Here is a 15,843-nt window from a genome sequence, read left to right on the forward strand (position 1 = left end):
TGTTTATGGAAATCGATGCCATAATGCATCGTCCTTGCCCGTAGGCAGATGCCTTGCGCCATGGGCGAGAGCGATGTTCAGGCGCATCGGATGATCCTCCTGCCGGGCGAACCGTGAAAATAACGGGCCGTGCGTCTGGCACGGCCCGTCAGTTCCGGGGAAATACCGGCCCGGATCAGAATTCGGCGGTCAGCCCGGCAAAGATCCGGCGGCCGAGCGCGTCGTAAAAGCCGGGGAACGTATTGCCGTTGCCGAAGGCGCTGTTCTGCCCTTCGTAAAAAGCGGGCGGATCGCGATCGAACAGATTGTTGATGCCGGCGCGCAGCGACACGCCGTCGAGTACCTTCACCGTTCCGGCAAGATCGAAATAGTCATAGGATTTGATCTTCGCGCCATAGACATAGGGTGTGCCGGAAAGCAGCGAATTATCCTGGTTGTTGGTAATCTCCGCCGGGCCTTTGTGCCGCCAGTTGATCGAAAGCGTCGCATTCGACCAGGGCATCTGCCAGGTGGTGCGCATCGTGTGGCGCCAGTGCGGATTGGGCTGACCGCAGCTCGGCCCGAACAGGCCGACACAGTCATAGGTGCCGAGGCCGGGTAGCGGTTCGGTGATCTGATGCAGCACATAGCTTCCCACCAGATCGAAGGAGAGCCTGCCCATGCTGCCGACACCCACCGCATAGTTGGCGTTGATGTCGATACCGTCGGTCTTCAGATAGCCGGTATTCTGCGTCGTCGCGACGACATAGCCGTCGGTGCCGAACAATACGCCCGAACGCGGATCGCGGTGGAACAGGTCGCAGAAGAAGGGATTGCCGGTCGCAACGCATTGTTTGATCGTCAGCGCCGGATCGATGCTGCCGATATAGCCGTCGACCTTGATCCGGTAATAATCGAGCGACATCGTAAAATCGGGCAGGAAGGTCGGCGTGAAAACCGCGCCGATCGTATAGGTGTCGGCCTTTTCGGGCTTCACGTTCGGATTGCCGCCGAATTGCTGAACGCAGGTTTCGGCCGGACATTCGGGGATTTTGCCGTATAGCGCCTCAGTAACGCCGCTCGCCTGACACGCCTGAAAGCTGGCCGCCGGAGAAGCGCCCGCGCACGGATCGCTTGCCGAGATGTTGCCGAGCCCCTGCGACTGGAAGAGTTCGGCGATATTGGGGGCACGAACCGCGCGGTTATAGCTTGCGCGCAACCGGATATCGCGGGTCGGCGCATAGTGGAATTCGAGCTTGTAGGTCGATGTCTTATATTCGGATTTCGAGGAAACACCCTTGTTCGTATAGTCCGAAAAGCGAAAACCGCCGTCCACGCCGAGCGAATGGATCAACGGTACATCGGACACGATCGGCAGATCGAGTTCGCCGAACACTTCGTTGACGTCGATCGTGCCGTGCGCGTTCTGGCTGCCCTTCGACAAAGCGACAAGATCGGCCTGGAAATCGAGATATTCTTCACGATGTTCGACGCCCAGTGCGACGCCAAGGCCCTGATCCGCCCATGGGGTCTTTATGCCATAGCTGGTGAGATCGGCGTTGACCGTGCCGTTCAGCACCAGCTGCCGATTGACGCCATGGGTGTAGCTTGGGACGTAGAGATACTGGAACGCTTCGTCCGAGATCGTGCCGTACCCGAAAACATCGACCGGGGCGCAGGCCGGATCGCTGCCGTCGATCACTGATTTGCAGGTCGGCGTTCCGTCGACATTGACGACCTGAAGCGCCTTTGCCGCACGCGTCTGATCGATATCGTTCTTGTAGCTTTCGTCGAAGATCACCTCGGAGCGCAGCGCGCTGACATCGAAGGAAATGCCCTTTGCGACATCGCCGCGAAGTCCGGCGGTGAAGCGATAATCGGTGTGGCGAAGGTCGTCACGCCGCGGGCTCGCACCGCCCGCCGTCGGGCGATAGCCGATGAATACGTCCGCATTTTCGGACGTGCCCGCATCGGCCCCGCACAGCGTCGATGCCTGCGATGCGCTGAGCAGCGGATTGTCGCAATTGATCGCGAAGGTCGTTCCCTGCCAGATCGCCGAGGGCGCGACCTGCGACCATGTATGGTCGTCCATGAACATCGCGCTGCCATAGAGCGTCAGAAAGTCCGTGACGTCATAATGGGCGAATGCGCCCGCCGTGTAGCGATTGTCCGAGCGCTGAAAATAATTGGTCGGGGCGTAATTATAGGCGAAAGACGGGTCATAAGGCTGCCAGTTTTTCGATCCGTCCTTGGCATTGACCAGCGTCTGGCCCTGATTGGGGCCGGAGAGCAGCGTGAAAAGACCATATTGGTTGTTGCTCGATCCGCCGCAGCGAAGCTGGCTTCGCGCCGCATCGGCGGGGCTCAGCGCGCAGGCGGAAACGTCGCGCTGCGATTGCAGCACCGGGTTCGAATGGCGGTTGCCGATGAACATGGTGACGTTGCCGCGATGATCGGCGAAATCGGTGCCCATCGCCACGTTGATTTCATAGGTGTCGCCGTCGGTGACATGTTTCGGCGCGACTTCATATCCGCTGCCCGATACGAGATCGCGAAGCGTGCGGTTGTCGTTATTATGCTGGAAGAAGCTGTACGTGGAATCGATCCGGACGCCGTTCAGATCGTCCTTCAGGATGAAATTGACGACACCTGATACCGCATCGGCACCATATACTGCCGAGGCACCGCCGGTCAGGACATCGACCCGTTCGACCAGCGAGGCGGGAATGAAGTTGAGGTCCATCGCCTGCGTGGGGAGCAGCCGCTTGCCGTTGAGCAGCGTCACCACGCGGTTGGACCCCAGATTGCGCAGATTGATGTTCGCGGTCCCGTCCGACCCGTTGGAGACGTTCGAATTGGCGTCCGGGGTGAACTGGGGAAGGCGGTTGAGCGTGTCCTCTACCGCAGTCGAACCCTGATACTGGAATTCCTTGCTATCGACCATGGTGACCGGGCTGCTGCTTTCCAGATTGGGACGACGGATCAGCGAGCCGGTGACCAGAATATCGTCGGTGGTTTCGCTGGCAGAGGTCTGCGCAGCGGCGTCGCTTTGCGCGCGCGCAGGAGCGGAAATCATGATCGTCGCGAGCGCGATTCCTGCCGAACCGAGCAGTGCAGACTTTTTATTGCGCATGAACTGCATATCAAACCCCCTTTTCATCTTGTGACCCGATGAAAAGAAAACATGATTCCAGATGGTTATCAAATAAATTATACGATATCTGATATTCAATAATTATCGATTTGTTTCCAAACGGTTACGCGTTTTTGACAGTGATGGTCTTCAGCGCGGATCGAAGGCGATGCGGTTCGTGATTCATATCGGCGCGAGTCGCGGGCAAAGATGATGGGACATACAGACACGCCCGGCATCGTTCCGACTCACGATCGAACCTGTTGAAATCCGATAAAGAAGTCCCGCAGGCGGGCGGCGGTCGATCAGCCGGCAGCGTCGACCATATCGCGGGCAACCTGGCTGCGCGCGCGGCCATAAGCGAAATAGACCGCCAGCCCGATGGCGTTCCAGAGAACGAAGCGAACCAGCGTCTTTTCGGGCAGGCTGATCAGTAGATAGATACAGCCGAGGATCGCTGCCGTGCCGACGATATAGGGGGCCGGGCAGCGGAAGATGCGCTCCAGATCGGGCGCGCGGCGGCGCAGGATCATCATGCATGCGCCGACAGCGATAAAGGCCAGCAGCGTGCCCGCATTGGCGAGCTCGGCGATTTCGCCGACATTGAAAAAGGCAGCGATCAGCGACACGAACAGGCCGGTGATCGCAGTGACGAAAACCGGGGTTCCGCTGCGCTTCGACACACGGGCAAGCCGCCGCGGCAACAGGCCGTCGCGGGCCATGACGAAGAAGATGCGACTTTGCCCGTACATCATCACCAGAATCACCGAGGGCAGGGCGACAAGCGCCGCGCCCGCCACCAGCCAGGACGTCACCGGATGGCCGAGCTCGCGCAGCGCGAGCGCGAGCGGTTCGGGCGATCCGCCGAGAATCTGATACGACACCGCACCGACCGCCGCCACCGCGACCAGAATATAGATGCCGGTCGATACCGCCATCGACCCGATGATGCCGATTTTGAGATCACGGCCCGGATTGCGCGCTTCCTCTGCCGAGGTTGCGACGGCGTCGAAGCCGTAAAAGGCGAAGAACACGATTGCCGCCGCCGCCATCACCCCGCGCTTTTCGCCGTCGATAACATGGCTGCCGAAGCCATAGGGCATGAAAGGGTGCAGATTGGCTGAATCGAAGGCAGGGAGGACGACCACCACGAAGATCGCGAGCGCCACCAGCTTGATGATGACGAGCAGGATGTTGACCGTCGCGCTTTCGCGCGTTCCCGCCATCAGCATCGCGGCGATGCCCATCGACACCAGAACCGCGGGAAGGTTGATCAGCCCGCCCGCATCGGGACCGGCGAGCAGCCATTGCGGCGGATGTACGCCCGCCGACTGGATCAGCCCGACCAGATAGCCCGACCAGCCGACCGCGACGCCCGAACAGGCGAGCGAATATTCGAGGATCAGGCTCCATCCGACGATCCATGCGGCGACTTCGCCGAGCACCGAATAGCTATAGGTATAGGCGCTGCCCGCCGCCGGGATTGCGGTCGCCAGCTCGGCATAGGCAAGCGCGGCGCAGGCGCAAACCGCACCGGCTATGGCAAAGGCCAGGATGACGGCGGGGCCGGCGCGATCGGCGCCCACCCCGGTGAGCGTGTAAATGCCGGTGCCGACGATGGCACCGACGCCAAGCGCGATCAGGTGAGGCCAGGAGAGGCTGGGTTTCAGCCGATGTTCGCCGTTACCGGCACCGCGTTCGATCGGCTTGATCCGCCCCAATAGCCCCATGCGATTCCTACCCCTTTTGCATTGATCCGGTCATTTAACGGTGGCCGTGCCGCGCAGGCGCGGCCATGCTGGTCAGACCCGTTCGGTTTCGCGCAGGCTTGGCTGCGTCGCGCGGCATTGTTCGACCATGCGCGTAACCTCTGCCCTGCGTTCGCCGGTGAGCGGCATGCGCGGCATGCGCACACGCTCGCTGCCCCGGCCCATGATCGCTTCAGCGAGCTTGATCGACTGGACCAGATCATGTTCGGCATCGAGATGGAGCAGCGGCATGAACCAGCGATAGATTTCGCGCGCTTCTTCCCAGTTGCCGGCATCGGCCGCTGCGACAAGGCGGACGGATTCGCGCGGGAAAGCGCTGGTAAGGCCCGATACCCAGCCGCTGGCGCCCAGCATCAGCCCTTCGAGCGCGATATCGTCGAGGCCCGCCATCACGGTATAGCGGTCGCCGAAACGATTGATGACATCGGTGATGCGCCGCGTGTCGGGCGCGCTTTCCTTGACCGCAACGATGTTCGAAACATCCTCAAGCGAGGCGAGCGTGTCGAAATCGATCGTCGTGCGATAGGCGGGAGGATTGTTGTAGAGCATGATCGGCAGCGAAGTCGCTTCCGCCACGGCGCGGAAATGTGCGGCCAGTTCCTCCGGCCTGGGAACATAGACCATCGCGGGCAGTACCATCAGCGCATCAACGCCGATCTTTTCCGCATCGCGGACATAGTCGATAGCGGCTGCGGTCGTGAATTCCGACACACCCGCGACCAGCGGCGCACGACCCTTCAGCGCCTCGACTGCGCCGGAGAGTACCGTTCGCTTTTCGTCGGCGGTGAGCGAATTATTCTCGCCGCACGTACCCAGCAGGATCAGGCCGTCGACCCCGTCATCGACGAGCGCGGTTTGCATCCGCTGCGTTGCGTCGAGATCGATCGAATCGTCCGCTGCGAACTGGGTCGTCGCGGCGGGGTATACGCCTTTCCACAAGGTCGTTGGCGCGGTCATTGCTCGTAATTCCTCCAGATAAGATATCTTTGTATATGGTATAATATTCACACCGGCAACCGGATTATCAGTCCGATTCGGCGGAAAGGCGCGCCGTCTCCGGCCTGAGCGTGATCTTTGTCGGACGCTCGCCTAGGGCAATGGCATGGGCACCGCGTTCGAGCCGATCATCGCCTTGCATTGCATAGACCGGGCCGTCTGCGGTCTGGTCGAAGCGAAGCAGCGCGGTTGCGGTATCGGCGGTCGCAGGCGCGAGGGTGAGCGTCACCATGCCGGTTGCGGTGTCGTAATCGACCGTGTCGAACTTTCCGGCATCGAGCGTCATCCACAGGCCCGCCGGAGCGATGAAGAATCGGCTGCGCGCGCTGTCCTTCGGCGCGACCTTAATGCGGGTGCCCTGCTGAGTCAGATTGCCGCCGAAGCTGATCCAGCCGAAACGCGGATCGTTCACGAGATAGGTGGCGGTTGCATAGGCATGGGCGAAAAACCCCATGCCGTAATCGCCGCTATACGGGTCCCAGCGCATCATATCAGGCCAGCTGTGAAAGGCGGCTGATCCGAACCCTTTTTGATCGATATTGGTGATCCCGCCCATCAGGCCGCCATAGGCGACGCGCAGCAGGTGCAGGTCTTTGGGATTCTGCCGATAGGCTTCGAACAGGGGAATGGCGTTGTTGGTTGATCCGTAATGATGGATCTGCCGCTCGATACGCGGATATTTCCCGGCATAGAGGAAATCCCAATAGCGCCGCGCATTGCCGTTATAACCCCAACTTGGGATCGTTGGATCATAGCCGAGGATCACCTCGCGCGTTTCGTCGGCGAGCTTTTGCCGGCCGAAATAGCGCATCCATGCATAGACTTCGGGCTGGCCCGTCGAATCCCACGCCATTTCGCTGCCGAACGGATAGGGGAGTGTCGCCCAGTGATCGGCGCGCGCTTTCATCAGCGCTTCGATCGTGTCCGCCTGCTGCGTCATGCCCTCGCGCCGCAGATCGGCCATGATGTCGAGGAACACCTCGCCCTCCATCTGACCGAACTGCGCATAATGCGGCGCGTCGCGCATCATCGCCACGATGGTCTGATATGCGTGGTTCAGATACCAGCGCCAGGGATGCGCGCTGACCAGCCCCTGATGATCGCGCGCGAGGCGATAGAGCACCCAATGGCCGATTGCGACATGCGGATAGTTGAACGAACGGCCGAGGTCGTCCGCCTCCTTTTTCGGCCATGACGTCCAGGTCGACCAGTCGGTATCGGCGTTATAATAGCCCGGAAACGCCTTTGGGTCGTAATAGAACAGGCTCTTCTTAACCCCGCCCGCATGGGCACCGTCCGCGACCTGAAGCTTGCCGACCACGGTTTCGTCGACCATGCGTTCGAGCTTCGCGACTTCCTGCGGATCGGGATTGTCGAGCTGCTTCATCATCGCGGCGACCCATGCGCCCGCGCCACCTTCATCGCTCAGGCCCGCAATCCAGACGCGCGGTTCCTGCGTCAGGATCGCGCCCGCTTCATCGTCATAGCTGAGGACCGAAGGCGCGCGGTGGAACGGGTCGCTCCTGTCGTCGAACCATTGCTGATCGGTGGTGAAACGGCCCAGATCGGCGACCGTCCGGTCGAGTGCTTTGGTGAGGAAATAGCTAACCGTCTGCGCGCTGCCGTCGGCATAGGCGATGGTGAGGCGCGCGCGTCCGAAGCCGTGCCCCGTCACCGCATAGCGTTGCCACATGCCGCGCCCCGGCATCGGCGTTACGTTCAGCGCGCCATCGGGATAGCTGGAAAAGCCGGTGACCTTTTGCGGCGCTTTCAGGAACAGCGAAACATGCATATCGGCGGGGACGACATAGCCGGGGATTCCGATCGCGACCGGTCGGCCATAGGCGGCCAGCGTGTCCTCTATTCCTCGGATGGTCGGCGACTGGACGAGACGCAGGCCGAAGCGGCGCGTTTCATGCGGGGCAAGCGTGATGCTGGTCGGCTCGTTCCACTGGCGGCCCGCTTGCTTCCATTCGCGCTCCGCGAACCCCTTGCTGGCGACGGTCCAGTCGTAAAAGCCTTCCGAGGTCTGATTGCGCGGGGTGCGTTCGGTGAAAATGTCGGCGTCATGGTCGCTCGCCCCCGCGTGACGCAGCGGGCGATAGGCTTCGAGGGGGGTGCCCTTTTCGGGCAGGACCAGCAGCGCCGGTCCCTTGCCATTGAGGCGCGTGACCTGAAGATAGCCCGCATCGCGGCCGATATAGGGATCGACGAAGCTCGCCTTGGCATGCGCTTGCTCCAGCGTGCGGTCCTGAATGATATTGTCGAACACCATCGGCATGCCGAATGCGCCGATCTCGATCGGTTGATCGGTGGGATTGGTAAGGGTGAAGCGCACGATCAGCGCCTCATCGGCCGCGATCCAGTCGCGCCGGACGGTGAGCGGGAAGCCGGTGCCCATCGTCGCGGTGATGTCGGCAGCGGCGATGATGTCTCCATGAATCGGCAGTGCACGGATCGGGGCACGATCATGCGCCGAGGCGAAGTCGCGCCATTCGCCGCCAGTGGTGCGCAGGCGCAGGTTAAGGTCGCCGATATGGTTATAGCCGTCGCCGCTTCGTTCAGCTTCCCGGCTGGTCGGAACGAAGCTGAAACCGGGAAGCGCGCGCGGCGAGAGGCGGACGAGCGTCTGGGTATCGCTGCGCAATCCGACCGCAAAAGCGGGAAGCTCCCGGTTCATCATGCTGACCCTCGGAGCGGAGCCTGCTCGAAGCTCCGCCGGACAGGCCGGGCCGGAAAGGGCGGCTACCGTTAACGCGGCGATACTGATGATGCGGTTCGCTTTCACGGCAATCCCCCTTACTGCCTTTCTCGCGGTAGCGGTATCGGCCGCGCATTGAGGTGCATACAACCGGGTCGCGTTCCTCAGGTCAAGTATATTATATCGTATACGTATCGGAAGAGCTGTCGCACAGCCAGGCAGGCATTTTGTGCGAGATGGATTGACCCCGGCTCAAAAACACATATCGTATACGATATCCAAGGGGAGAGGTTGATCGTGACGACGCGCAGGACATTGCTCATCGGTGCCGCAATGGGCGCTTTGATCGGACGAGGCGGGGCCGCATTCGCTTTTTCGCCGCTCGCTTCCCGCCTGCCGAACCGGGCCGCGCCCCTACCGTTATCGGCGGTACGCCTGCTCCCTTCCGACTTTGCGACTGCCGTAGAGGTCAATCGCGGCTATCTGATGCGGCTCGAACCCGATCGGCTGCTCCACAATTTCCGCCTTTATGCGGGGCTGAAGCCCAAGGGGAAAATCTATGGCGGGTGGGAAAGCGATACGATCGCCGGCCATACGCTGGGTCATTATCTCTCCGCCCTCGCACTCACCCATGCGCAGACCGGCGATGCGGAAGCGTGCGAGCGGGCGAATTACATCGTCGATGAACTTGCAGAAGCACAGGAAAAGCGCGGCACCGGCTATGTCGGCGCGCTTCAGCGTAAGCGCAAGGACGGGACCATCGCCGATGGTGAGGAGATTTTTCCCGAAATCATGCGCGGCGAAATCCGTTCGGGCGGCTTCGATCTGAACGGTTCCTGGTCGCCGCTTTATACGGTGCACAAGCTGTTCGCCGGGCTGCTCGACGTTCAGGCGATGTGCGGCAATGACAAGGCGATGGCGGTGGCGCTTGCGCTGGGCGGCTATTTCGAACGCGTGTTCGCCGCGCTCGACGATGCGCAGATGCAGGAAGTGCTGGCGTGCGAATATGGCGGGCTGAACGAAAGTTTCGCCGAAATGTACGCGCGTACCGGCGACAAACGCTGGCTGCGGCTGGCCGAGCGTATCTATGACCGCAAGGTGCTCGACCCGCTGGTTGCGCGGCAGGATCAGCTATCGAACCTGCACGCCAATACGCAGGTGCCCAAGCTGATCGGGCTTGCCCGGCTGCACGAACTGACCGGCAAGGAGGATCAGCGGGTTGCGCCACGCTTCTTCTGGGAAACGGTGACGCGGCATCACAGCTATGTGATCGGGGGCAATGCCGATCGCGAATATTTCTCCGCGCCCGATACGATCGCGGAGCATATTACCGAGCAGACGTGCGAGCACTGCAACACCTATAATATGCTGAAGCTGACCGGGCATTTGTTCGGCTGGAATCCCGATGGTGCGCTGTTCGATTATTATGAGCGCGCGCATCTTAATCACGTGCTGTCGGCGCAGAATCCGCGCACGGCGGGCTTTACCTATATGACGCCGCTGATGAGCGGTACGGCACGCGAATATTCGAAACCGGACGAGGATGCATTCTGGTGCTGTGTCGGATCGGGGATGGAAAGCCATGCCAAACATGGCGAGGCGATATTCTGGGAAAGCGGCGACACGCTGTTCGTCAATCTCTATATTCCGGCCGAGGCGCAGTGGCAGGCGCGCGGGGCGCAAATAACGCTCGACACCAATTATCCGTTCGAACCTGAAACGCGGTTGCGTTTCGATCGGCTGGCAAAGCCGGGACGGTTCGCGGTGGCGCTACGTATTCCCGGCTGGGCAGGCGATGGCGCGCAGCTTGCCGTAAACGGCAAACCGGTGCCGGTGACGCCCGACCGGGGCTATGCCGTCATCGAGCGCGACTGGAAAGCGGGCGACAGCGTGGCTATCGTGACGCCGCTCGACCTGCGCATCGAAGCGACGCCGGGCGATGAAAAGACGATTGCCGTGCTTCGCGGACCGATGGTGCTGGCGGGCGATCTGGGGACGGCGGAGAACCCGTTCAATGCGACCGATCCCGCGATGGTGGGCTCCGATCTGCTCGCTGGTTTTACACCGGTCGCCGCCGATCGCGGCCTGTACAGCACCAAAGGGATCATCCGGCCTGAAAACCTGAATTTCGTGCCCTTTTACAGCCAGTATGAGCGGCGCAGTGCGGTGTATTTCAAACGGTTCACCGAGCCTGAATGGAAAGCGGAGGAGGCGGCCTTCCTTGCCGCGCAGGCGCGCGCAAAGGATATCGCCGCCCGGTCGGTCGATGTCATGCATCTGGGCGAGATGCAGCCCGAGCGCGATCATGACCTGACGTCGGAAATTTCCTACCCCGTAACCTATCGCGGGAAAAACGGGCGTGATGCGCGTTCGGGCGGCTTCTTCGCCTTCGATATGAAGGTGAAGCCGGGGCCGCTTATCCTGCAGGCGACTTATTGGGGCAGCGAACGTTCGCGCGATTTCGACATCATGGTCGATGGCGTGAAGCTGGCCACGCAGCACCTGGACGCAGACAAGCCCGGCGAATTTTTCGACGTCGAATATCCCCTGCCGCAGGCGCTCACCCACGGTAAGCAGAAGGTGCGCATCACCTTCCTTCCGCACGACCGCAGCAGTGCCGGGCCGGTATTCGGCGTGCGCCTGTTCACCGCCCGGCCCGCACCTTAACCGACCGGCCGGTCGATCGCCGCTTGCGGCGGGGTGAACCAGGCTGCGCCGGTTTCGGTGACGTGGAAATGGTCCTCCAGCCGGATGCCGAAGCGATCGGGCACGACGATCATCGGTTCGTTCGAAAAGCACATGCCCGGTTCGAGCACGGTCCGGTCGCCGCGCACCAGATAAGCGGGTTCGTGGATCGAAAGGCCGACGCCATGGCCGGTGCGATGCGGCAGGCCGGGCAGCCTGTAATCGGGACCGAGGCCCGCTTTTTCGATCACGCCGCGCGCCGCCGCGTCGATTTCCTCACAGGTGCGCCCGGGGCGCACGGCGTCGAATGCCGCCTGCTGCGCCTCTGCCTCAACAGCCCAGATGCGGTGTTCGTCCGCGCCCACTTCGCCAAAAGCATAAGTGCGGGTAATGTCGGAATTATATCCGTCGACCAGACAACCGGTATCGACCAGCACGAGCTGATCGTCTTCCAGCGCGCGGTCGCCGGGCAGGCCGTGGGGATAGGCGGTGGCATGGCCGAACTGGACGATGCAGAAGCTCGACCCCGACGCGCCCAGCGCGCGGTGCGCCGCGTCGATGAAGCGGACGACCTCGCTTTGCAGGATGCCGGGGCGAAGGATGCGCGCGGTGCGGCGATGCACTTCCAGCGTCATCGCCTTTGCCTGTGCAAGGAGCGCGAGTTCGGCGGGCGATTTGATGATCCGGCACTCGTCGATCGCGGGGCCGCCGTCGATCAGCCGCCAAGGGGTCGCTGCGCGCAGCCGCTCGCCCCACTGAAACGGAAAGAGCGGGTCCACCGCCAGCGTTTTGCCCGACAGCGAAGCCAGCGTATCGGCGATCAGCGCGATCGGATCTTCATCCTCCTCCCATAGCCGCATATCCGCGGCGATGCAGAGATCGGCTTCGAGCGAGCCGAGTTCGAAGGCGGGACAGATCATCACCGGCTGCCCCGATACCGGCACCAGCATGGCGACGAGCCGCTCGGTCGGCCGCCACGGCACGCCGGTGAAATAGTGCATACTGGCCCCGACATTCACCAGCACCGCGTCGGCACCCGAACCGCCGGCGAGCGCACGCAGCTTTTCGATCCGCTCGATCCGCTCCTGCTGCGCAATGGCCGGTGCGGGGTTTTGCCAGCGTTCGAGGTCGGCCAGTTCCGCTTCGGGGGTCGATCCGCCGATCATGAAATTCTCCCATTGGTTTGGAAACGTTCGATATCGAAAGGGGCGAGGTCGCGTTCGGGCGGCGCATCGCCGATCATCGCAGCGACAATCTCTGCGGTGACGGGCGCGAGAGTCAGGCCGAGATGCTGATGCCCGAAAGCGTAAAAGAGGTTCGACGCCCGGCGCGACTTGCCGATCGCCGGAAGATAGTCGGGAAGCGTGGGGCGGCATCCCATCCAGCGGCGATAGGGCGGTTCGATCGGCAGGCCGAGTTCGGCGACATGGCGTTCCAGCCGTCGCCATTTGCGCGGATCGGGCGGGGCGGCGGGATCGCCCAGTTCGACAAAGCTCGCCGCCTGAACGCAATGTTCATAGCGCGTGACGATCATCGCGCGATCTTCGAACACAACCGGCGGCAGGTCAGCGGGCCAGCGGTTCGCGCTTGCGCGAATATGATAGCCCCGCTCAGCGATCAGCGGCGTGCGATGGCCGGTCTGCTCCATCAGGAGACGCGATCCCGTTCCCGCCGCGATCAGCACCGCATCGGGCGCGACGCCGTCGATGGACGCACGGCCGTTGGAGAGCGCCAGATCGGCATGGCGCTCGCGTACCTCGACGCCTGCGTCGACCAGCGCGGTGCGCAAGCAATCGTGCAGGCGGGAGAGGTCGCGTATCTGGCCGCTGCCGGTGAACGCGACCGGCCCGAATAATCGCGCTTCGGTCAGCGCGGCGAGCTTCGCTTGCGTTCGGGCATCGGCGGGCGCGAGCGTCGCGGTGCCGAGCGCTGCGGCTTCCCACGCGCGCTGTCCCGCTTTTGCCGAAGCGGCGCTTTCCCATGCCACCAGATGCCCGTTTTCGCTGAGCATATCGGGCGCATCCAGCGTTTCGACCAGCCGCCGCCAGGCGGGCATCGCACCGGCCATCAGCCCTTCCAGCGCAGCCTGTCCGGCAAGAAATCGCCGCGGCGCCGTCGCGCGCAGGAAGCGCCAGGCAAAGGGCAGCCAGTGCCGCGCCATGCCGGGGGGGAAGTCCAGCGCCCCGCCCACGGCGAACAGCTTTCGCGGCGCGGCGAACAATGCAGCGCGCGAGGCGAGCGGGGCGATCTGCTCCACCGCGATATGCCCGGCATTGCCCCAGGAGGGCGCAGCATCGTCGCGCGGGGCGTAAGCGATGACGCGTTGTCCGGCACGCGCCAGCGCCAGCGCGCTGCTCAGCCCGACAATCCCTCCGCCGATTACTACCGTCATGTTCGCATTCTTCGCCCGTTGCACCGCAACGGCCCCTATAGTATACGGTATAATAGTGCAATTGCAGTGCGGTCGTTGCCGGAAACATCTGGTACGATCCGACAGGACGGTGCAAGGGAGAAGGTGCTGGAATGACGGTTTTTCGGCTCCTCAGCGACGCGTCGTGCCGCATGTCGCTGCACTCCTGACCCCATCTTCTGACACGAACGATCATGCGACACACATTTTTCTGCATCGACGGCCATACGGCCGGAAACCCTGTGCGGCTGGTCGCCGGCGGCGCGCCGCCGCTAAAGGGAGCGAACATGTCCGAACGGCGGCAGGATTTCCTTGCCCGGTTCGACTGGATTCGCACCGGCCTGTGTTTCGAACCGCGCGGGCATGACATGATGTCGGGCGGGTTTCTGTACCCGCCGACGCGTGAGGATGCCGATGTCGGGATTCTGTTCATCGAAACATCGGGATGCCTGCCGATGTGCGGGCATGGCACGATCGGTATCATCACCTTCGGGATTGAGCACGGCCTGATCCATCCCGCTGAACCGGGCAGGGTGCGCGCCGAGGTTCCCGCCGGGCTGATCGACATTCGTTATGAGCAAAGCGGCAATCGGGTGACGTCGGTCCGGATCACCAATATCGCATCCTATGTCGCGGCACGCGACATCCGGATCAATGTGGAAGGCATCGGGCCGCTGACCGTCGATATCAGCTATGGCGGCAATTTCTATGCAATCGTCGAACCGCAGGGCAGCTATGCGGGGCTGGATGCGATGGGGGCGGCGCGACTGCTCGACCTAAGCCCGAAAGTGCGGGCGGCGGTTCGCGAACAGGTAACCCCGGTACATCCGGTCGATCCGACGATTCAGGGCGTGAGCCATGTGTTGTGGGCGGACACTCCCAAAGGCGAGGGTGCACACGGTCGCAATGCGGTATTTTACGGCGACCGGGCGATCGATCGCAGTCCTTGCGGCACGGGCACTTCGGCGCGTATAGCGCATCTTCGCGCCGCCGGGCGGCTGAGCGTGGGCGAAAGCTTCGTCCATGAGAGCTATATCGGCAGCCGCTTTACCGGGCGGATCGAGCGTGAGGTGATGCTGGGGGACCACCCCGCCATCATCCCCTCGATCGAAGGATCGGCAATCGCCACCGGACTGAACACGATCTGGATTGACGAGGAAGATTTGTTCTGGCGAGGGTTTCAGGTCACATGAGGGCGAAAGCTTTCGCAGGGGAATCGAGAAGATGAGCATCGTTGTCCGCACGCTTTCGGAGCAGGTGTTCGAAATTATCCGCGAACGGATCATCTCAGGCCAGTTGCGCAAGGATGCGCCGATCCGTCAGGATGCGCTCGCCGCTGAACTGGGGGTCAGCAAGATCCCGCTGCGCGAGGCGCTGGCCCGGCTGGAGCAGGAAGGGCTGCTGACCAGCCATGCCAATCGCGGCTATGCGGTGCGCGCGATGAGCGCCGAAGAGGCCGATGAGATTTTCGCACTTCGCCTTGCCATCGAACCGACCGCGGCCAGTGCCGGGGCGCTCGCCGCCGAGGACGAAGATCGTGCGACGGTAGAGCGGCTGTTCGAGGAACTCGACGCCGCGACGCTGGAGGGTGGGGCCGATGTCGCCGAGCGTAACCGTCGATTCCACACAGCGCTGGTACGTCCCGGCGGGCGATTGCTCACCACCCAGCTGGTCGAACGGCTGGCGATCCTGTCCGAACGCTATGTCATCGCGCATCTGCAGCCGGCGGGTCGTGAAAGCCGGGCGCATCAGGAGCATCGCGGCCTGCTTGATGCATGGCTGGCGCGCGACGGTGATCTGACCGCGAAACTGCTGGGTGGCCATATTCAGGGAACACGCGACGATCTTCGCGAACAGCTCGCTGCCGAGCGTCAGGGCTGATCCTCGCCGGATAAGGCCGGCCCGGCCGGTACAACATCATCGCAACGTTGCATTTTTGTCGCGCGCGGCTTTTCAATTGCGCGGGCAACGGGCGGCGATCTTGACAGTAAGCACGTCCCGGCACACTTCCTTCGTTACAGGGAGAGAGAACCCGGCGAGGCAAGCCAAAGATGCGCTGCCGGCCAGGATGGGTCCGCACCGGCAGCGATGTCGGTTCGACGCGCAAATTGCGCCCCGATGGACGGAACCACTCCCCTGCAGATGGCCGCGCGCGGCATCGTGATCCGCG

Annotated in this window: 9 protein-coding genes; 3 read left to right on the top strand and 6 right to left on the bottom strand. The window is 62.4% G+C overall.

Going from position 1 to position 15,843, the window contains the following annotated elements; genetic code table 11:
• Nucleotides 1-175: 175 nt before the first annotated feature.
• The 4 genes from EV664_RS00065 to EV664_RS00080 form a co-directional block, all read right to left on the bottom strand.
• The gene (locus EV664_RS00065) at nucleotides 176-3,121 is read right to left on the bottom strand and encodes a TonB-dependent receptor domain-containing protein (protein ID WP_229668011.1); all 2,946 of its coding nucleotides are present in this window, start codon (nucleotides 3,119-3,121) and stop codon (nucleotides 176-178) included.
• Nucleotides 3,122-3,417: 296 nt separating this feature from the next.
• Nucleotides 3,418-4,842: an amino acid permease gene (locus EV664_RS00070; protein ID WP_133493676.1), complete on the bottom strand. Its 1,425-nt coding sequence runs from the start codon at nucleotides 4,840-4,842 to the stop codon at nucleotides 3,418-3,420.
• A 72-nt stretch (nucleotides 4,843-4,914) separates the two neighbouring features.
• Entirely contained in the window at nucleotides 4,915-5,838 is a 924-nt protein-coding gene (locus EV664_RS00075; protein WP_133493677.1) for a dihydrodipicolinate synthase family protein, read from the bottom strand.
• Nucleotides 5,839-5,905: 67 nt separating this feature from the next.
• Nucleotides 5,906-8,560, bottom strand: coding sequence for a DUF5695 domain-containing protein (locus EV664_RS00080; RefSeq protein ID WP_188656341.1), 2,655 nt, complete (start codon nucleotides 8,558-8,560; stop codon nucleotides 5,906-5,908).
• 315 nt (nucleotides 8,561-8,875) lie between these two features.
• Between EV664_RS00080 and EV664_RS00085 the strand changes: the two genes are divergently transcribed.
• Entirely contained in the window at nucleotides 8,876-11,245 is a 2,370-nt protein-coding gene (locus EV664_RS00085; RefSeq protein ID WP_342353517.1) for a glycoside hydrolase family 127 protein, read from the top strand.
• Here EV664_RS00085 and EV664_RS00090 read toward each other — a convergent pair.
• Together EV664_RS00090 and EV664_RS00095 are read right to left on the bottom strand one after the other, a co-directional pair.
• The gene (locus EV664_RS00090) at nucleotides 11,242-12,429 is read right to left on the bottom strand and encodes a M24 family metallopeptidase (RefSeq protein WP_133493678.1); all 1,188 of its coding nucleotides are present in this window, start codon (nucleotides 12,427-12,429) and stop codon (nucleotides 11,242-11,244) included. The two genes, EV664_RS00085 and EV664_RS00090, sit on opposite strands and share 4 nt — an antisense overlap.
• Nucleotides 12,426-13,655 (bottom strand): NAD(P)/FAD-dependent oxidoreductase, encoded by a 1,230-nt coding sequence (locus EV664_RS00095; RefSeq protein WP_133493679.1) that lies wholly within the window; start codon nucleotides 13,653-13,655, stop codon nucleotides 12,426-12,428. The genes EV664_RS00090 and EV664_RS00095 overlap by 4 nt, the downstream gene beginning before the upstream one ends.
• Nucleotides 13,656-13,867: 212 nt before the next feature.
• Between EV664_RS00095 and EV664_RS00100 the strand changes: the two genes are divergently transcribed.
• Together EV664_RS00100 and EV664_RS00105 are read left to right on the top strand one after the other, a co-directional pair.
• The gene (locus EV664_RS00100) at nucleotides 13,868-14,866 is read left to right on the top strand and encodes a 4-hydroxyproline epimerase (protein WP_133493680.1); all 999 of its coding nucleotides are present in this window, start codon (nucleotides 13,868-13,870) and stop codon (nucleotides 14,864-14,866) included.
• Nucleotides 14,867-14,897: 31 nt separating this feature from the next.
• Nucleotides 14,898-15,554 carry a GntR family transcriptional regulator gene (locus tag EV664_RS00105; RefSeq protein WP_133493681.1) on the top strand — a complete coding sequence of 219 codons (657 nt, stop codon included), beginning with the start codon at nucleotides 14,898-14,900 and terminating at the stop codon, nucleotides 15,552-15,554.
• Nucleotides 15,555-15,843: the final 289 nt, after the last annotated feature.

Source organism: Stakelama pacifica (assembly GCF_004361835.1).
GTDB classification, from domain to species: Bacteria; Pseudomonadota; Alphaproteobacteria; order Sphingomonadales; family Sphingomonadaceae; genus Sphingomonas; species Sphingomonas pacifica.